The sequence below is a fragment of the Arthrobacter sp. Sr24 genome (assembly GCF_054511175.1).
Genome location: NZ_JBTNDB010000003.1, coordinates 130,124 through 147,769 on the forward strand (window position 1 = coordinate 130,124; position 17,646 = coordinate 147,769).

At 60.5% G+C, this 17,646-nt stretch carries 15 protein-coding genes; 7 read left to right on the plus strand and 8 right to left on the minus strand.

The genetic code is table 11. The features are described 5' to 3' along the window. Positions 1-7: 7 nt before the first annotated feature. The 3 genes from ACX80D_RS03570 to ACX80D_RS03580 are packed head-to-tail and all read right to left on the minus strand — an operon-like array spanning position 8 to position 1,019. A complete protein-coding gene (locus ACX80D_RS03570) occupies positions 8-202 on the minus strand; it encodes a hypothetical protein (protein WP_459321254.1) in 195 nt (64 codons plus the stop codon). Then, positions 187-675 carry an HAAS signaling domain-containing protein gene (locus tag ACX80D_RS03575; RefSeq protein ID WP_459321255.1) on the minus strand — a complete coding sequence of 163 codons (489 nt, stop codon included), beginning with the start codon at positions 673-675 and terminating at the stop codon, positions 187-189. The genes ACX80D_RS03570 and ACX80D_RS03575 overlap by 16 nt, the downstream gene beginning before the upstream one ends. After that, positions 672-1,019, minus strand: a complete 348-nt coding sequence (locus tag ACX80D_RS03580) for a PadR family transcriptional regulator (RefSeq protein ID WP_459321256.1) — start codon at positions 1,017-1,019, stop codon at positions 672-674. The genes ACX80D_RS03575 and ACX80D_RS03580 overlap by 4 nt, the downstream gene beginning before the upstream one ends. Before the next feature lie 134 nt (positions 1,020-1,153). Between ACX80D_RS03580 and ACX80D_RS03585 the strand changes: the two genes are divergently transcribed. Beyond that, complete coding sequence (locus ACX80D_RS03585) at positions 1,154-2,275, plus strand: lactonase family protein (protein WP_459321257.1); 1,122 nt, start codon at positions 1,154-1,156, stop codon at positions 2,273-2,275. Positions 2,276-2,340: 65 nt separating this feature from the next. Here ACX80D_RS03585 and ACX80D_RS03590 read toward each other — a convergent pair whose 3' ends face one another. Then, complete coding sequence (locus ACX80D_RS03590) at positions 2,341-4,209, minus strand: HNH endonuclease signature motif containing protein (RefSeq protein WP_459321258.1); 1,869 nt, start codon at positions 4,207-4,209, stop codon at positions 2,341-2,343. 643 nt (positions 4,210-4,852) lie between these two features. Here ACX80D_RS03590 and ACX80D_RS03595 point away from each other — a divergent pair. The 3 genes from ACX80D_RS03595 (at position 4,853) to ACX80D_RS03605 (ending at position 8,885) form a co-directional block, all read left to right on the plus strand. Continuing rightward, positions 4,853-6,238, plus strand: a complete 1,386-nt coding sequence (locus ACX80D_RS03595; protein ID WP_459321259.1) for a glycine--tRNA ligase — start codon at positions 4,853-4,855, stop codon at positions 6,236-6,238. Between the two features lie 2 nt (positions 6,239-6,240). Further along, positions 6,241-7,230, plus strand: coding sequence for a GNAT family N-acetyltransferase (locus ACX80D_RS03600; protein WP_459321260.1), 990 nt, complete (start codon positions 6,241-6,243; stop codon positions 7,228-7,230). A gap of 338 nt (positions 7,231-7,568) precedes the next feature. Beyond that, positions 7,569-8,885 carry a YibE/F family protein gene (locus tag ACX80D_RS03605; protein WP_459321261.1) on the plus strand — a complete coding sequence of 439 codons (1,317 nt, stop codon included), beginning with the start codon at positions 7,569-7,571 and terminating at the stop codon, positions 8,883-8,885. On the opposite strand, the gene ACX80D_RS03610 is transcribed toward ACX80D_RS03605, so the two are convergent. Genes ACX80D_RS03610 through ACX80D_RS03620 form a run of 3 tightly spaced genes read right to left on the minus strand, consistent with a single transcriptional unit; the run spans position 8,829 to position 11,995 of the window. Next, the gene (locus ACX80D_RS03610; RefSeq protein WP_459321262.1) at positions 8,829-10,001 is read right to left on the minus strand and encodes an FAD-dependent oxidoreductase; all 1,173 of its coding nucleotides are present in this window, start codon (positions 9,999-10,001) and stop codon (positions 8,829-8,831) included. The two genes, ACX80D_RS03605 and ACX80D_RS03610, sit on opposite strands and share 57 nt — an antisense overlap. Then, positions 9,994-10,764: a class I SAM-dependent methyltransferase gene (locus ACX80D_RS03615; protein WP_459321263.1), complete on the minus strand. Its 771-nt coding sequence runs from the start codon at positions 10,762-10,764 to the stop codon at positions 9,994-9,996. The genes ACX80D_RS03610 and ACX80D_RS03615 overlap by 8 nt, the downstream gene beginning before the upstream one ends. Further along, positions 10,757-11,995 (minus strand): type III polyketide synthase, encoded by a 1,239-nt coding sequence (locus ACX80D_RS03620; RefSeq protein WP_459321264.1) that lies wholly within the window; start codon positions 11,993-11,995, stop codon positions 10,757-10,759. The genes ACX80D_RS03615 and ACX80D_RS03620 overlap by 8 nt, the downstream gene beginning before the upstream one ends. A gap of 553 nt (positions 11,996-12,548) precedes the next feature. On the opposite strand from ACX80D_RS03620, the gene mgtE reads away from it, so the two are divergent. After that, on the plus strand, positions 12,549-13,919 hold the full coding sequence (gene mgtE, locus ACX80D_RS03625) for a magnesium transporter (RefSeq protein ID WP_459321265.1): 1,371 nt from the start codon (positions 12,549-12,551) through the stop codon (positions 13,917-13,919). Between the two features lie 131 nt (positions 13,920-14,050). On the opposite strand, the gene ACX80D_RS03630 is transcribed toward mgtE, so the two are convergent. Next, a complete protein-coding gene (locus ACX80D_RS03630; protein ID WP_459321266.1) occupies positions 14,051-14,623 on the minus strand; it encodes a TetR/AcrR family transcriptional regulator in 573 nt (190 codons plus the stop codon). 263 nt (positions 14,624-14,886) lie between these two features. Between ACX80D_RS03630 and dusB the strand changes: the two genes are divergently transcribed. Together dusB and ACX80D_RS03640 are read left to right on the plus strand one after the other, a co-directional pair. Further along, on the plus strand, positions 14,887-16,068 hold the full coding sequence (gene dusB / locus ACX80D_RS03635) for a tRNA dihydrouridine synthase DusB (RefSeq protein ID WP_459321267.1): 1,182 nt from the start codon (positions 14,887-14,889) through the stop codon (positions 16,066-16,068). Between the two features lie 281 nt (positions 16,069-16,349). Beyond that, the gene (locus tag ACX80D_RS03640; protein WP_459321268.1) at positions 16,350-17,624 is read left to right on the plus strand and encodes a deoxyguanosinetriphosphate triphosphohydrolase; all 1,275 of its coding nucleotides are present in this window, start codon (positions 16,350-16,352) and stop codon (positions 17,622-17,624) included. The last annotated feature ends 22 nt before the right edge of the window (positions 17,625-17,646 follow it).

Below are 17,646 nucleotides of genomic sequence, written 5' to 3' on the forward strand. Positions count from 1 at the left end.
TGCCGGGTTATTGCTGACGTGGTCGGCGGATTAGCCCCACGACCAACAGATAGATGGCGACCACGAGGGGAATGGTCATAGCCAGCAATGTTCCACTCAAGGGGATGCCGGGAAGGACAGGCTCGCCCGCTCCGGTGTCGGTCGTAACTTCAACGGGGCTGCTGTCGCTTTCCCAGGCACCCCAGCTCAGAGAGTAGAGCACGCCCAGAATTCCACCGGGAAAAGCAAGGTGCCAACAATTTTTTCCCACACTTTCCAGCGGGTGCCCATCCACAGCCCGGCGACTCCTAGCAGCCAGCCAAAGCCCCAAAGGAACCCGCCGAACGGCAGAAGTGCAGCTGTCAACACCACCCACGGCGTCGAATTACGGTGGCCCGGGCTTCTTAACGGTGCTGGCAGTCCTGCCGGCGCTGGTGCTGAACCGAGTGCTGGTGCTGAATTGGGCGCTATGGCTGGGTAGCCGGCGCCTGTCGGCTCGGCGAGTACGTCATCCGGACTGCCCAGCGAAGTCAATACCTCAGTGACCGATTGCTCTCCTCGGGCCAGGGCTTCGGTGATGTGCTCGCGGACGCCGAAGAGAATTTCGTCAGACTGATCGGCGGGCAGATGGGCCAGCCTAGCTTCCAAGGCGGCAAGATAGTTGCGAACTTCAGGAGCCTCGACGGTGCGTTTCATGGCGTTCTCCCGGTTGAAGATGAGATCGTTTCGGTAACTGCGGCGCTGAAGGTTGTCCAAATACTTGCAAAGACGGCAAGCGAATCAGCTCCAGCGGCCGTGAGTGAGTAGTATCGCCGCGGTGCGCCTTGGGTGGATTCACGCCAGCTAGTCTCCACTAATCCGTTGCGCCGCAGCCGCGCCAGCAGAGGGTACAGCGTTCCTTCGCTGGTGAGCAGGCCACGCCGTTGGAGTCCATTGGCAATGTCCAGCCCGTACATTTCCCCATCGCCGATCATAGCCAGAACGCAGTGTTCCAGAACCCCTTTTCGGAGGTTAGTGCTGACTGCCTCATTGGGTACCATGCATTGCACAGTACCTTGTGTCACGCAGTCATGCAACGGTTTTTGAACTGTGAGCACGATAACGTGGACCGAGGACTTTGTAATAAGGAATGGCAGTCAAAGAGATTGGCAGCCACTGATGAGGAGAACCAGCCATGCCCACCACCCCCGCACTGTTTGTCAGCGGTTATACCCGTGAAGGCTATGGTGCCGGACCGGGGGTAGTCCGTTTTGAGCTGTTGGCCGACGGCGCAGTGGGGGAACAGCTTGCCCACAGCATAGCCGTCACAAATCCATCCTTTATGGCCGACGCCGGAGAAGTCCTGTTCGCTGTTGAAGAGCTGAAAAACGGCAACGTGGTGGCCCTGGATCCGCAGTCACTTGAAGTGGTAGGCAGAGCTTCCAGCGGAGGTGCTGATAGCTGTCACGTAGCGGTTGTGGATGATTCGGTCTGGGTTGCCAATTACTCTTCGGGAACGGCAGGAGTGCTTTCCGCCGCAGGGATTATGGGTGCTGGGGCCAACTTGGTAGCGGAGGCAGCTCCGGTAGAACCCGTGATCCTTTATCATCCGGGAAGTGGCCCCGTACCCGATCGCCAAGGTGAGTCCCATGCTCACCAGGCAACGGCCACGATGTGGGGGACCGTTCTGGTCTCTGATTTAGGGGCCGACAGGGTTGATGAATATTCCGCAGACTCGCACATCCGGATCGGGTCAGCGGAACTACCGCCCGGAACGGGCCCCCGTCATATAGCCATCAAGGACCAGTACTTGATAGTGGCTGGTGAACTAGATGGCCATGTGCACGTTTTGCAACGGGCTCTGGTGGCAAGGTCCGGGGACGCGCTGGCGTCTGGTGATCATTTCTGGCGCTGGCTATTCAAGGTTCCGTTGGCTGAAACTGCACAGGAAATCACCGAGGCAGAGGAATTCTTCCCCTCCCATATTGAGCTATCGGCCGACGGCACATTGCTCTATGCGGCGGTTCGGGGACCTAACACTGTAGTGGTGTTGGACGTGACAGGCCTGCCGAACGATCAGAGTGTGCGGAGCATTGCCAGTGCTCCAAAGTTTCTGCACCAAGTGCCCAGTGGCGGACAGTGGCCACGGCACTTCGCACTGTCTTCTTCCGAGTCCAACGTCAAGAAACTTTATGTGGCCAACCAGCATTCGGACCACATTGCTGTTTTTGATCTGGATGAGCAGGGCTTGCCCGGAACCGAACCGGTACAGAGGGTGGAATTCGGTAGCCCTGCCTGCATTGTTTTGAGGAGTTAGTCCAGGGTCGAGGAAAGCGCCAATCATGCAGCTTCCTAGGAATTACGCCAGATGTCCCATGGGAGTCATTCCCGAGTCTCTTTGGTGCCCTTGATGGATCCATTGATCAGCTTCTTGAGCCATTTCGGGTACTGCGGCCGTTGCCGATCACGGTTCTGGGGAGCCTGATACTTGCCACTGGGCATGATCCAGCCGACCCGACCGTCCTCGGTGAGTTGGGGAGTCCATCCTCGCAGCTTGAGTTGGTTTCTTTCTGGTTCGTCGATGCTGCGTCGCCGGCCGTTCCGATCTTTGTCATCTTTGAAGTGCTTCATCAAATGATGTCGTTTGCACGCACCCCGTAAATTCGCCCAGGTTGATGGTCCGCCAAACTCAAAAGCCCGCAAATGGTCCAATTCTGTATCCATGACTGGGTTCGGGCAATTCGGCACGTAACAGCCGCCCGTCAGAGCCTGTAGAACAGCTTTCTCCGCAGCTCGGAGAGTGTACCGCTGCGGTTCCAGCGGTAAAGCTTCACCGGTGATGGGGTCGGTCAATATCCGAAGGAACGAGTTGGAGTTCTTCAGTAGTTTCTGAGCGACTACGTCCGGGACTGGCCCGCCGTCCCGTCCGACTAGCTCTGCCGGCTCATCGGTCAGACCCAGTAACCCCAAGAATGGAACCGTCACCATAATGAGGGCCTCTGGCATTGGAGGATCAGCCATGGTCTTCGATTGTGCCAAGTCATTGAGTTGCTGGAGGTATTCGCCCTCGGGATCCTCGGAAATCCCATCCACGATCCAACCCACTAGTCCGGACCCGTCTCCGCGCCATTGCGGGTCAAGCGATCCTACTAGCTCGGCCAATTTTTCGGGCCGAGGCAGGGCTGTCCCGTTCGTTTGGGGGAAGTCTGGTGAAGTGAGCCCAGCGGTGGCGCGTCCGTTGTTAGCGGGGCCAGAACCGTGAGCTGTGGCTGCAAATGGGTTGTCATCAAGTGCGCCGTGGGGAGACTTCTCGAACTCGTTTGTCCTTGGAGGATCCTCGGCGACGTTGCCGCTGGTAGCTGGGATCTCTGTGCCCGCTTCCGTGCTGGCATGTTCCCTGGTGGCATGGCCAGCTTCTCCAGATTGTTGAGACTCGTGCTGGGTGTGACGTTGAGAGTCGTTTTTGTCCCCGGAGTCATTGCCATCTGGGCCGCCTGGCCCATCTGGGCCATGTGGTTCAGCACTCCCGCGCTCTGCCGTGCCACTGTCAGCGGTGGCGTCATTACCGCCGAAGATATTCGTGGGGAGATCTTGGCCCAGCAGCAGGATGGAGGCAACGTCGGCCCGGAGCTGCTGAAGAGTTCTATATTCTCGGCAATCCTTGCCGGAGCCTTCTATGTCCGCGGCATGCTGGGCGGCATTGGCGTCAGCCTTGATACTGCGGGACAGCCGAGTGCAGCGGGTGAAGATGGCGGATGCACTCACGGTGGGTAGATGCAGTGTCAGCCACGACATCCCGTCTTTGCCAGGCTCGCACTTGAGGTAGCGCTTGGTAAAGGCTTCCTTGGTCCGGGTCGTGATGGTTTCAGGGTGCATTCTCTCCCGCGCACGCCTAGCTTTCCCAGCGAAAGAGGCCGCGGTGGTGTTTTCGGAAAGTTTCAGCAGGTGGGCCTGAAGTGCTGCTGTATCTTCGACGGTGGTGCTAGTGGTTTCTTGAAGTGTGTGGAGTTCATCGTTGATGATCGTGGCGTGGCGCCATGAGATGCCCCCTGCATCCAAGGCTTCCAACACATCTGGCCGCTCCTGCACCAGAGCCGTGCTGTGATGCTCCAACGCAGCTGCCGTGGGTTCAGGAATTCCCAGCCGCATGGCTATTTCGGTCGTAGCCGAGGACGACGAGATCCCATTTTGCCAAGGATGGAGAGTGAGTAATTGCGCCTCAACTGCGGCTGCTCCGGATACTCGTGCCACCCACCGCGCTTTAGACCCCGCAACGGCACTTTCAATAACTTTGAAAAACCCAAGAACGTCCAGTCCCGAGTTGTATGCGCATTGCGCCATGAAGAGCTGAGTTATGGGTAGCGGATCCGGAACCGGATACGACGGACGTTCAGGAAGCCCAGCAAGCTCTGGACTGTCAGACCCAAAGGGTTCAATAGAAAGACGAGCAATTGCATCGAGGATTGAAGCCATATCCTGTATGACTTCAGCGCCCCGGTCCCCGGGGAAAGGCTCCCGAATACTCATACCTTCAGAATATACTAACCGTAATGTAACCGCAATAGATTCTAGAAGAAATGTTCTATTAACTTTGAGGCCCTGGGGATCCCGGGGACGCAGATGCAGGAGGTGACACACCACAGCGAAGGACGCTGAGAAAGTAGCAGAAGCGTCAGGGGAGGGAAACGCAGAAGCCAAGTGACCGGCGTCGTGCTTCAGAGGATTGCATATGCACCAAACTGGTCGCGGGCGGGGCGCATAGAAGTGCATGCGCCGAACTCGCCCCCAGTTCAGCGTATGGAGGGAACAATTGCCCGCAAAGGGGCCACCGCAGGTAATGTTGAGCGCGGGACGGACCGCACCCAGCGGCCTCGTAAGTAATAGGAGTAATACAGTGGCGCCTCAGTCCAAGCTTGACCAGGTCATTTCACTCGCGAAACGTCGCGGCTTTGTGTTCCAGGCCGGTGAGATTTACGGCGGTTCACGGTCGGCCTGGGATTATGGCCCCCTCGGCGTGGAGCTGAAGGAAAACATCAAGCGTGTGTGGTGGCAGTCATTTGTCCGCGGCCGCGAAGACATGGTGGGACTGGATTCCTCCATCATCTTGCCCAAGGCTGTCTGGGAAGCTTCAGGGCACGTCGCCACCTTCACCGACCCTCTCGTCGAGTGCACCCAGTGCCACAAGCGTCACCGTCAGGACCACCTCATCGAGGCTTTCGTGGCGAAGAAGAAGCGCGATCCCGAAAACGGCATGGAAGAGATCGTCTGCCCCGATTGCGGCACCAAGGGCCAGTTCACGGAACCGCAGCTGTTCTCCGGCCTGATGAAGACCTTCCTGGGCCCCGTGGATAGCGAGGCCGGCCTGGCTTACATGCGCCCGGAAACCGCTCAGGGCATCTTTGTGAACTTCAACAACGTGCTGACCACTAGCCGTAAGAAGCCCCCGTTCGGCATCGGCCAGATCGGCAAGGCGTTCCGCAACGAGATCACACCAGGAAACTTTATTTTCCGCACGCGTGAGTTCGAGCAGATGGAAATCGAGTTCTTTGTTCCCGGCGAAGACGCCGATAAGTGGTTCAAGGAATGGGTTGAACTGTGCTGGGATTGGTTCATTGATTTGGGCATCGACCCGGAGAACATGCGCCGCTTTGACGTCCCCGAAGACGAGCGCGCCCACTACTCTGCCGGCACCATCGACTTTGAGTACAACTTCGGTTTCCAGGGTTCCAAATGGGGCGAGCTCATGGGTGTCGCCAACCGCACCGACTACGATCTCAGCTCTCACACCAAGGGCTCCGGCACCGATCTGAGCTACTTCAACCAGACCACGGGCGAGCGTTTTACCCCGTACGTGATCGAGCCGTCCTTTGGTCTGACCCGTTCCATGATGGCGTTCTTGGTGGATGCATTCGTCGAAGACGAGGCACCCAATGCCAAGGGTGGTGTGGACAAGCGCACCGTTTTGAAGCTGGATCCGCGGTTGGCTCCGGTCAAGGCCGCGGTCCTGCCGCTGAGCCGCAACGAGGACCTTTCGCCCAAGGCCAAGGAACTCGCCAACACGCTGCGCAAGCACTGGAACATTGAGTTCGACGACGCCGGTGCCATTGGCCGCCGTTACCGTCGCCAGGATGAGATCGGCACCCCGTTCTGCATCACGATCGACTTCGACACCCTCGAAGACAACGCCGTGACCATCCGCGAACGCGACACGATGAGCCAGGAGCGCGTGCCCTTGGATCAGGTCCAGGCGTACCTCGCCACCCGCCTCCTGGGTGCCTAGGAATGGCTGAACTTTCCTACCGGCCGTGGCGCGACGGCGATGACCTGACCCTTCTGGAAATCTGGGGAGACGCCGATTCTGCCCCGGCTGGAGCATTCCGTGCCGCGCTGGCACCGGCCTCGGATTCCGGTCCATGGAGACGCACCATCGTCGCCGAAGACCAAGGCATCCCGGTTGCGGCCGGCACCGTTTATTCGACGAAATTGCATCCGGCACGCCTGTGGGTCTTCGTGGAAGTTGCCAAGGATCACCGGCGCGCAGGCGTTGGCGCCACCTTGCTGACCATGTTGCGCCGCGAAGCTGATGGCGCGCTTGCCGCCGGCCTGGTAAGCACGACGGCGTTGCGCACCAAAGTTGCCCCCGGCACCTCGGGCGCGGCTTTCGCAGAGACGATGGGCCTGGCTGTGCTCCAGCGCAACAGGGTTGTGGAAGTTGGCCCCGGCGCACTGAAGCTGCCCATGTTCGGTGAGGGTAGCGAAGAAGAAGCCACTGCCCGCGTGCAGGATCTGGCCACGGGATCGGTTGAATTGACTGATATTGTGGGCCGCTACTACGAGTCCGTCAACCAGTGGGACCCCACCGGTCCGCTGAGCCCCGGACTTGTTCAGCGCATGTTCTTGGATGATCTGACCGGGGCCCACGGTGCCTTGGTGCTGCGGGCCGAGCCTGCCAGCGCCTTCGGTGCGGGGGTAGCGCCGAGTAAAAAGGGCAAGATCCAAGCTTTTGCGCTCAGCTACTCGCAGGGCAGCATCGAGACCTCCGAAGAGGTTGCCGCGGCTGCCTCTGAGGTGTTCCTCGGCGTTGAACCCGCACTGGGAAATGATGAAGCAGTGCAGGCCGTTTATGACCTGTTGGCGCTCATCACTCACCAGTACCCGGTACTCCTGGAATTGGACGATTCCATGGAAGCACTTTCCGCCGTGGTCAATCCCATGATCGCCGTGGGAGCAGCCAAGGTTCGCGGTACCGAAACTCTGGTGCTCGGAGAGTAACCGTTTGACCGGCGGCAGACGCCGGGTCCACCGCTCGCAGAAAGATTTTTTAGGGCTCCTACGTCGCCGAAAAAATCCGTGCTCGCTTTCTGGACCCGCCGTCTGCCGCCTCGCGTTTTCTCCGGTCACCCGCAGCGGCTTTCAGCGCGGCGGACTGGCCAAGGAGGCGGGCTGGACTCCCGGAGCGGGGATGGATTTTCAAGGTCGCCCAGCGACCGCGGAAATCTTACTGGCCGTGAGGGAGCCCAGCCCGCCTCCGGTACCAGCAACCGTACAACCAGCCCGCACCCCAGCCCGCACGCACTGCCAGACTCAACCACAAGGACTGAACACAGCCCATGGGCCATTCACATTCGCACGTTGATGATTCGACTTTGAGCCGGCCGGAGTTGCGGCGTCTACGGGCCATGCGGCGCCGGGCCATGGTGCTGTTGAGCTGGATTCTGGTGCCTCTAGCGGTATTGACCATTGTGGCTATGGCGCTCATGTGGCCCAGTGCGGACACCGCCGGTAGTGGTCCCAATCAGGCTGGCAACCCCTATGCGGCAGCGCCTGGCGCCAGTATCGACTCCGGAAAAGTGCTGCGCACAGCCACAGAAGACTGCTCCCTGAACACCGGCGGTAGCGCGGGGACCAGCTGCTTTGTGGCCTTCACTGCAGGGGAGAGCCAAGCAGAAGTGCCGGTCCTCATCAGCCCCGACATCGTCCAAACGCGCGGCGTCCACGTTGGCGACACCATCCGCTACCTGGACCTTTCCGGATTAGCCGCGGTCACTGGCGTCGAAGCCAACGGCCCCCAGTACGTGTTTATGGACTTCGTCCGGACCTTCCCCATGGGCTTGCTGGCAGTGCTGTACGCGGTGGTGGTGGTAGCAGTGGCACGATGGCGCGGATTCCGGGCCATGGTCGGCCTCGCGGGTGCCTTCGGCTTGTTGTCCTGGTTCATTTTGCCAGCGCTTGCACAGGGCCAGCCACCCATGTTGGTGGCGCTGGTGGGATCTTCGGCCATCATGTTTGGGGTGCTGTATTTTGCCCACGGTTTCTCAGCCCGAACCTCCACAGCTCTATTGGGCACCCTGTTCGGGCTCGGCGTCACCGCCGGATTGGCCTGGTGGGCGGTGGATGCCGCAGCCTTGGCGGGTCACTCAGGCGAATACGGCTATCAGCTCCTGAACATGACCCAGGGCATGTCCCTCTCCGGCATGATCTTGTGCGGACTGGTGATTTCCGGCCTCGGCGTACTCAACGACGTCACCATCACGCAATCCTCCGCCGTCTGGGAACTCTACGAACTCGCCCCCAACACCAGCACCCGCGAATTGTTCACCTCGGCCATGCGCATTGGCCGCGACCACATCGCCTCCACGGTCTACACCATCGCCTTTGCCTACGCCGGAAGCGCCATTCCGGTGCTCCTCATGGTCTCGCTGTTCGACCAAGAACTCCTCCTGGCCCTCACCGGATCGGAGCTCGCCGAGGAAATTGTCCGTATTCTGGTCGGCTCCATCGGCCTGGTTCTGGCCATCCCGGTCACCACGGCGGTGGCTGTTGCCGTAGTCAAGGCCACGGGGCGGCCCGCCGCTCGATCGGCCCTGGAATCAACGGATGCTGTGCATGGTGAAGCGCCTGGCCACAAGGTTGTGGACGGCGTCTAGGCCCACCATGGTGCCCAGCACCGCGTTGCGCTTGTGAAGGTACGACGCCGGGGCCTTGCGTCCCAGCATCATATTCAGTTGCGCTTGGCGTGCCGCAGTGCGGGCGGCCCTGAGTCGTTTTTTCTCAAAGGTGAGCAGCCGTTGCCCTGTTTGCTGGCCGCGGAGGGCCGCCACCATTAGGGGAGCCACATCTGCGGCATCCAGCCAGCCCAGATTCATGCCTTGCCCGCCAATGGGGCTAATCTCATGCGCGGCGTCGCCCACCAAAGCGACTCTTCCGGCAACCATCTGCCGGGCCACCCGGGTGCGGACAGCAAAGGCACTGAGCATGCTGTTGGCGCCGGCATCTAGCGATACTCCGCTGCGTTCATTGACAAGGCGGACCAGGTCAGCGGCAGTGGCGGCATCTTGCACAGAATCCGTATGTGCCACCCAGCGGCGCAGACCGCCCGGCAGTGGAAATGACTCGAGAATTCCACCCGGTTCCAAATACAGAACAGCAGTTGAACCATCCGTTCCGGTGTCTGGAAAATCGCCCATCAAATACGTGTCGGGGTAGTCGCGTCCACTCGTAGGAATCCCGGCCAATCTGCGAACGGCGGATCGGGCCCCGTCGGCACCTACCACCAGCCGGGCCTGGATATGAGTAGAAGATGCCCCCTCGGAACCAGAAGCGGAACCAGAAGCGGAAGCCGAGCCGGACAGCGTCACGAAAGTTCCGGCGTCGTGCATGGAATTGACGCAAAAGCCGCGCACCAAGGCTGCTGGATCGAGAGCGCGAACTCGCGCCTCCAAAAGCGCTTCGGTTCGTGTTTGGGGGAGGGCCAGCACAAAGGGGTACTGGCCGGGGAGATTCGCGAAGGACAACCGTGCCACTTCGGCGCCGGCGCTGCGGGCGATGCCCAGGCCGATCTGCACGCCTTCGGCCACCATGTCAGCGGCGACACCCACCTGCTCCAGGGCCGCCAGCGCTGGTGGGTGGATGCCAATGGCGCGGGACCGTGTGCTCGGGCCAGTGCGTTGTTCCAGGATCCGCACGGTGAGGCCCTCTTGGAGCAGGAGTGCGCCGAGGAACAATCCCACGGGCCCGGCGCCGACCACAGCAACGTCAAACATGCCGCTCTCCGGGTGTGTAGAGCAACAGATTCCGGTACGGCCGCGCGGACTCAACTCTCCACCCAGCGGGCAGATTGGCGCGCAACTCGGCGGGCGTGTAGCTGCGGCGAATGGAGGTCAAGCCATCACGCCGGATGAACGATCCCTTGATAAGTGGCAGCGTCCCAACAGCGAATAGTGCGTAGCCCAGGCGGCTGCGAGCAATGTCGCTATGCACCACCAAATACTCGGCCAACGCCGCAGAATCCGCGAGGAGGAGCTTCAATTCTGATGGAGTTAGATGGTGCAGCATGTGGTTGGAAATGACCACGTCGAACACGGCGCCCTCTGAGACCAGCTCGGTACTGTGGGCTTGACGAAACTGAACGCCAGAGCCGGCGAAGTGGGTCCGGGCATAGGTGATGGCCCGGGGATCGGGATCGATAGCTGTGATCGTCAGGGACAGGTGGTCGCGTGCTGCCCACTTGGCTAGGGCCGCGGGGATATCTCCGCCGCCGCAGCCAATGTCTAAGAGGGTGTTGCTGCGTGTTGATGAGAGCAGCGGGCGGATGCGTTGTCTGTAGACGCCGTGCCACCGAGCGACCACGCTATTGATCAGTGGAAACTGGGCGTAGGTACGCTCCAAGGTGGCCAGATCACAATCGGCCTTATCCATCTCCTCAATGGCGTGCTCGTCGCGAACTGCTAAGAATTGGTGGCCGTTGGGGTACATCTGGCCGTTCTTTAACCGCCCCGTACTGGCCTGAATCGGGTGTTTAGGCATGGCTGTCAGTTCCAAGCAGAACAGGCTCGGCAAACGAAGTAGGTTCAGTTGCCTCGGCAAACGAAGCAGCTTCAGCATCCGCGGATGACGCAGCCGAGACCGCCGCGGAGACCTTGGTGAACAGCCCGGTTTCCACCGTGAGACCAGGACCAAAAGCCATGGCGCAGATGCTCTCACGCTCCGATTCTGCCGGCTGTTCCAAGATGTGTTTGAGCACGAACATGACAGTTGCGCTGCTCATATTGCCAAAGTTCCGCAAGGTGTCCCGCGCTGGGATGAGCTGCTCGTCGCTGAGCTGCAACTTGTTCTGTACTTTATCCAAAATGCTGCGTCCGCCAGGGTGAATGGCCCAGTGGCGGATATCGGAATAAGGCAGTCCCTGGAGTTCTGGAGCTGAGGCTAGCAAGGGTTCCAAAGCACCCACAATGTGTTCGTCGATGATCTTGGGAACGTAGCTGTCCAGCACCATTTCAAAGCCGTGATCGCCAATGTTCCAAGCCATGGAATCCTCACCCACGGGCGTCAGGACCGTTTCAAAGTAGTCTAGTTCAAGGGCCATTGCACCAGCGGGCAAATCCCTCGCCGAAATCACTGCAGCAGCTGCTCCGTCGGCAAAGAGGGAGGAGCCCATAATGGTGTCTGGATTGTTGGAAGTGCGCACGTGCAGCGAACACAGTTCCACACTCACCACCAATACCACCGCATTGGGATCAGCCTCGCAGAAAGATTTAGCTGCCCGCAGCGCCGGGAAAGCGGCATAGCATCCCATGAAACCCAGATGATAGCGCTGCACCGATGGGTTCAGGCCGAGGGCACGGACAATCTTGTAGTCGGGCCCTGGGTTGAAAAAACCGGTGCACGAGACGGTGATGACGTGCGTGATATCTGCTGCAGCCACGCCATCGCAGGCAGCTACGGCTTTGCTTGCGGACTCGATGAAAAGTGCGGTTGCAGCCGTGGCAAAGAGATCGTTGCGTTCTTTGGTGGTCGGGTTCAGCAACAGGCCGGATTCGCCGTCGTAAAACAGGGGATCAGGGCCCCGGAAGTCTAAGCTCATTTCCTCAACAGCCGTGTGGCGGGTATCAATCGCCGCCGAATCGAAGCATGTCCGCACCAGCCGCTGCCCCAGCCGGGTGAGGCCGGGCTGGGCGGCAAAGACATCGCGTGCCTGTTCTTGGATAAGGATGGTGGGTGGAACCGCTGTTTCGAGAGACCTCAGGGTGACCGTCATAGTCCATTCTTAGGGTCTCCGGGCTGAGAATGCAATGGGTCGGGCTATCAGCTGAACCCTTGATTCGTTGAACATTGGGCTGGTGACCTAGGATTACAATGAGGCCCGGATTCTGCGTCAATCCGCTGTGAGGGCTGTACATACGCCCTTAGAGGGGCCTTGAAATGTTGGAGGTGAGCCGCACATGGACGACGGACATAGTCGATCTACGTCACCGCGCGAGCCTCGCCGGTTCCAACGGAATTCCCCCTCCTCCTAGTTCTCCTTGCTCGTGGCACCCCACGGAAATTCATTCCGTGGGGATTCTTATCCACGCCATGGCGCAATTCCCTGGCATCGTTCAGGCGTTTCAGGCGGTTCAGGTGGTTCAGGTGGTGATGGAGTATTCCACCGGCATCGGGTTCGTGCGGTAGCAGGTGACAACCCAGCAAAGCACCACCCGGCACACCGCCACACAACCATTTTCTGCACACGCCCGCGGCCGGCGCCGCGCCATGAACGCGGCCGGCGTCGCGTCATGAACGCGCGTGTTTTTACCGGAGGGATTCGGATCATGACTAAGTACCCAGCCAAGTACCCAGTTCAGACTTTTGAGGACAGCGCAGAGCTGCTCGGCCGCGCCTTGAGCCAACACGATGTGGCCGCCATTGCCGGTGCGCTCTTGCCGTTGAACACAGCAGAAACGTTGGAGCAATTGGAACGGCTGAATACCCTTGAACGGGCATTGGCCTACCGCACGCTGCCCAAAGGCCGTGCCATTGAGGTCTTTGAACGCCTAGATGCGGCGCTCCAGGCCGATCTTGTGGCAGGGCTGAAGGACGCTGAAGTTGCCGACGTTTTTGCCCAGTTGAGCCCGGATGACAGGGTGGCGCTGCTGGATGAGCTTCCGGCCTCCGTGGCGAACAGGCTCATTTCTGGCCTGGATGAGAAGGAGCGAGCGCTGACCAGCATGGTGCTGGGCTACCCTCATTGTGCCGTTGGCCGGTACATGAGCCCCGAGTTTGTGACCACTCATCCGCATCTGAGCGTGGCACAGACGTTCGCTCGCGTGCGCGCTCAGCTCGATGATGCCGAGAGTGTCTACACCATTCCGGTCACAGATGCCGGACGCCATTTGGTAGGTGTGATCTCGCTGCGCGATGTGTTGCGGGCGGATGATTCCGCCTTGGTAGCGAGCATCATGAAGTCCCCGCTGAGCTTTCCGGCCACCGCAGATGCCGAGGAAGCGGCGCGCTATTGTGCCGACGCCAAGGTTCTGGTGCTGCCCATCGTCGACGCCGAAGATCGCTTGGTAGGAATACTGACCGTCGACGACGCCCTAGCGATCCTAGAGGACGCCGAATCCGAGGACGCCGCACGTTCTGGCGGTACCGAGCCGCTGCGCCGGCCGTATCTGGCCACACCTGTGGGCACGATAGTTCGCGCCCGGGTGGTGTGGTTGCTGGTCTTGGCAGTCGGTGCCACGCTGACAGTTCAGGTCATTGGCGCGTTTGAGGCCACCCTGGCCGAGCAAGTGGTGCTCTCGCTGTTCATCCCACTGTTGATTGGCACCGGCGGCAACACCGGCAATCAGGCGGCCACCACCATCACCCGGGCGCTGGCCTTAGGCGATGTTCGCCCGCGCGATTTCCTGAAAGTCTTTGCCCGCGAGGTGCGCGTCGGCGCATCCCTAGGTCTACTGCTGGGCACCTTGGGGTTTGTGATCGCCTCTCTCGCCTTCACAGTGGCGCTGGGCTGGGTCATCGGGTTGACGCTACTGGGCGTGTGCACCATGGCGGCCAGCATTGGCGGTCTCATGCCGCTACTAGGCAAAGCGCTCAAGGCTGATCCGGCCGTATTCTCCAACCCGTTCATCTCCACGTTTGTGGACGCGGCCGGGCTGATCATTTACTTCCTGATCGCCACCAGCATTCTGGGCCTATAACCCTAAGGAAGTACGACGACGGGAGGTCACCCTTGAGCGCGACGGTGACCTCCCCACCCGCTCCCACTGTTCGCACGCTCACAGCGGGGCCCTCGCGGGCGTGGGCCCACCGTCGTCGTTCCCTAATATCGCTAGGATGCGAGCTTTCCCGAGAACGTGAACAGGATGGCCGCGGAGACTTCTTCCACCGGTGTATCGGGGCTGAACAGGAGCCATTCCAGTCCGCCTACCAATGTGGCTCCGAAGATGCCTCCGGCCATGAGCAGGCGGCTGCTCTCAGATGTATCGGTTGGAACCAGTGGCAGTAACGCTGCCCCAAATTCAGCGACAGCCTCACGGCGCAGCACCGACACGGCGGTCTGCCAGGTTCTGTCGGTGCGGAAAATCTCGGCCGCCATGAGCTTGGCCAGCGAGCGGTTGTTGGCAATTAAGGTCAACATGTCAGAAACCATGGCTTCAATCGCGGCAAACCCAGATGCACGCGCGCGCGCCGCCGCCAAATTCTCGGCCAGCGAGCAAACACCCGCCGTCAGCAATTCCTCGAAGAGCTTGTCCTTGGACGCAAAGTTGTAATAGACGCTGCCCTTGGCCACGCCAGCTCGCTCGGCCACCTCATCCATGGTGGTCCCGGAAATCCCGTGGAGCGCACCGAGTTCCAGTGCGGCAGCCAGGATGGCCGTCTTGGTGGGGGAGATGCGGGGCAAAGGATTCCTTGATGCTGAGGGAAAGAGAGATCGTGTATCCATTTCACCAGCGATCAACTCCCTAAGTCCATTTGCGGCACAGGTAGCCAAGGAAAATAGCTATTCTCATCACTTTCTCGGCCAGGATTTCGGTGATCTTGTTCACGGGGTGGGCCGCTGACTGTCCGCAGATCCGCCACCGGCAGAACGCGAGCAGCACCGCGAGCCTACCTGCCGGCCAGGAACACTGCGCAGAAGTTGGCAGGATTTGAGAGAATAGCTTTGTGACTGTTACAGACATCCCCACCAGCGATACCAAACTGGACCTCCCGCCCCTGAAGCTCGGCAACATTACGGTGGACACCCCCGTGATTCTTGCCCCCATGGCCGGGATCACCAACACCGCATTCCGTCGGCTGTGCCGCGAGCACGGTGGCGGCGTTTTCGTGTCCGAAATGGTGACCTCCCGCGCTCTTGTGGAGCGTACCCCGGAATCCATGCGCCTCATCAGCCACGACGACGACGAGCAGATCCGTTCCGTCCAGCTCTACGGCGTGGACCCCGAAACTGTGGGCAAGGCCGTGCGCATGCTGGTCGAAGAAGACCACGCGGACCATATTGACCTGAACTTTGGTTGCCCCGTCGCCAAGGTGACCCGCCGTGGTGGCGGTGCTGCATTGCCGTGGAAGCTGGACCTCTTCACCTCCATTGTTCAGACCGCCGTGCGGGAAGCCTCCAAGGGCGGGTTGCCGCTGACCATCAAGATGCGTAAGGGTATTGACGAGGACCACCTCACCTACCTTGAAGCTGGCCGTATTGCGCGCGACGCCGGTGTTGCTGCGGTAGCGCTGCACGGCCGCACCGCGAACCAGTTCTACTCCGGCCAGGCCGACTGGGACGCCATCGCCCGTCTGCGTGAAGCACTCCCAGACGTTCCTGTCCTGGGTAACGGCGATATCTGGAGTGCCGAAGACGCCATCTCCATGGTGCGTCAGACCGGCGTCGACGGCGTAGTTGTAGGCCGTGGTTGCCAGGGCCGCCCGTGGTTGTTCGGAGATCTGATGAACGCTTTTGAAGGCAGCGATGCCCGCCACAAGCCCGGAATGGCTGAAGTTTCTGCTGCCGTATACCGCCACGCCGAGCTGCTGGTGGACACCTTTGACGACGAAAATAAGGCCCTGCGGGATATCCGCAAGCACATGGCCTGGTATTTCAAGGGCTACGTGGTCGGCGGAGATTTGCGCGCCAAACTGTCCAGCGTGCCCACTCTCGAGGCGCTTCGCGAACTGCTGGATCAGCTGGACATGTCGGGGGAGTACCCGGGCGTCGACGCTGAGGGTCCCCGCGGCCGTGCTGGCACACCCAAGCGCACCGCCCTTCCTGCAGGATGGCTGGATGAGCGTACTCTCAGCGGATCGCAAAAGGTGGAGCTGGTCGGCGCTGAATCGGACGTCTCCGGCGGCTAGGCCCCACTCGCCGGCCCAATAAATCGCTGGCGCGATTTCTTGGGAACCTGACGAGCGTGGGCCCACCCAGCCGCACCCGGCACCGGCACTACCCCACATCGACCCGGCCCGCCCGGCCCAGAACCCACCGGCACTACCCCGATCGACCCGTCAGATAATAACGCTTAGAAATTTCTAAGCGTCATTATCTGACGGGTCGATCGGCGGCAGCGAGGCGCAGAGCATGCCGGGCTGTGGAGAACGTCCCAGTAGCGCGCTGCATTGGCCCTAAACTGGGAAATATGTCCAATGAATTGCAATCCGTGTACCTTCCCCATGATCAACAGCGCTGGGTGCAGGAAGCTCCGAAAACTAGTTTCCGCACAGTCTTTGAGCGTGACAGGGCACGTGTTCTGCATTCCTCGGCGCTACGCCGGCTGGGGGCCAAAACTCAAGTGGTGGCCCCGGACACCGATGACTTCGTCCGCACCCGCCTGACTCACAGCCTGGAAGTGGCCCAGATTGGCCGCGAGCTGGGCGGCACACTGGGCTGCGATCGTGACGTTGTGGACACGGCCTGCCTGGCTCACGACCTCGGCCACCCGCCTTTTGGCCACAATGGAGAGTCCGTCCTCAATGATCTGGCCCATGCCATTGGCGGCTTCGAAGGCAACGCTCAAACCCTGCGGCTGTTGACCCGCCTTGAGTCCAAGGTTTTCACGCTCGACGGCGGTTCGGCTGGCCTAAACCTGACCCGCGCCTCCCTCGACGCTTCCGCAAAATACCCCTGGCTGGCGGTCGGTGCACCCCTCATCAACGGTCTGCGCACAGGCAAATTTGGCGCCTATGCCGACGATCTTCCCGTGTTCAACTGGCTGCGCGAAGGCGCCCCGGCTGGCAGAACCTGCATCGAAGCCCAGGTCATGGACCTCGCCGATGACATCTCCTACTCGGTCCACGACGTCGAAGATGCCATCGTCGCCGGGCACGTCCAGCTCAAGTGGCTAAGCAATCAAGATCAGCGCAATCGGGTTTTGGGCTACACCCAGCAGTGGTACCTGCCGAACGTAGATGTGGCCGATATTGATGCCGCGCTCAAGCGGCTCGAAGCCACGGACGTGTGGGTGCTGCGCGCCGATGGCAGCCGCCGATCCATGGCCGCGCTGAAGGATATGACCAGCCAACTCATTGGCCGCTTCTGCCAGAGTGCCGTCGCCGCGACCCGTGCCGTGCATGGCACTGGACCCTTGGCGCGCTACGCAGGCGAGGTGGTAGTGCCGCACGAGACCCTGCAGGAAATTGCCGTCATGAAGGGCCTGGCCACCACCTTCGTCATGACCACCGATCACCGCCAGCCTATTTACCAGCGCCAGCAGGACATCCTCAGCGAACTGGTTGCCGTGCTCAGTGTCACCGGGGATGCGCATTTGGAAACCATGTTTGCCGCCGATTGGCGTGACGCGCACGACGACGCGTCCCGGCTCCGGGTGGTCATCGACCAGATCGCGTCACTGACGGATGTATCGGCACTTGCGCTGCACGAGCGGCTCGTGGGTAACGAACGGACACTGCTCTAAGGCCGGTACTTGGGGACCAGCA

Bases quoted from the DNA above. Each gene is read 5' to 3' on its own strand.
- mgtE (WP_459321265.1), top strand. From the start codon at position 12,549: ATGACTAAGTACCCAGCCAAGTACCCAGTTCAGACTTTTGAGGACAGC.
- ACX80D_RS03620 (WP_459321264.1), bottom strand. From the start codon at position 11,995: ATGACGGTCACCCTGAGGTCTCTCGAAACAGCGGTTCCACCCACCATC.
- ACX80D_RS03605 (WP_459321261.1), top strand. From the start codon at position 7,569: ATGGGCCATTCACATTCGCACGTTGATGATTCGACTTTGAGCCGGCCG.
- ACX80D_RS03585 (WP_459321257.1), top strand. From the start codon at position 1,154: ATGCCCACCACCCCCGCACTGTTTGTCAGCGGTTATACCCGTGAAGGC.
- ACX80D_RS03610 (WP_459321262.1), bottom strand. From the start codon at position 10,001: ATGTTTGACGTTGCTGTGGTCGGCGCCGGGCCCGTGGGATTGTTCCTC.
- ACX80D_RS03580 (WP_459321256.1), bottom strand. From the start codon at position 1,019: ATGGTACCCAATGAGGCAGTCAGCACTAACCTCCGAAAAGGGGTTCTG.
- ACX80D_RS03575 (WP_459321255.1), bottom strand. From the start codon at position 675: ATGAAACGCACCGTCGAGGCTCCTGAAGTTCGCAACTATCTTGCCGCC.
- ACX80D_RS03600 (WP_459321260.1), top strand. From the start codon at position 6,241: ATGGCTGAACTTTCCTACCGGCCGTGGCGCGACGGCGATGACCTGACC.
- ACX80D_RS03640 (WP_459321268.1), top strand. From the start codon at position 16,350: ATGTCCAATGAATTGCAATCCGTGTACCTTCCCCATGATCAACAGCGC.
- ACX80D_RS03615 (WP_459321263.1), bottom strand. From the start codon at position 10,764: ATGCCTAAACACCCGATTCAGGCCAGTACGGGGCGGTTAAAGAACGGC.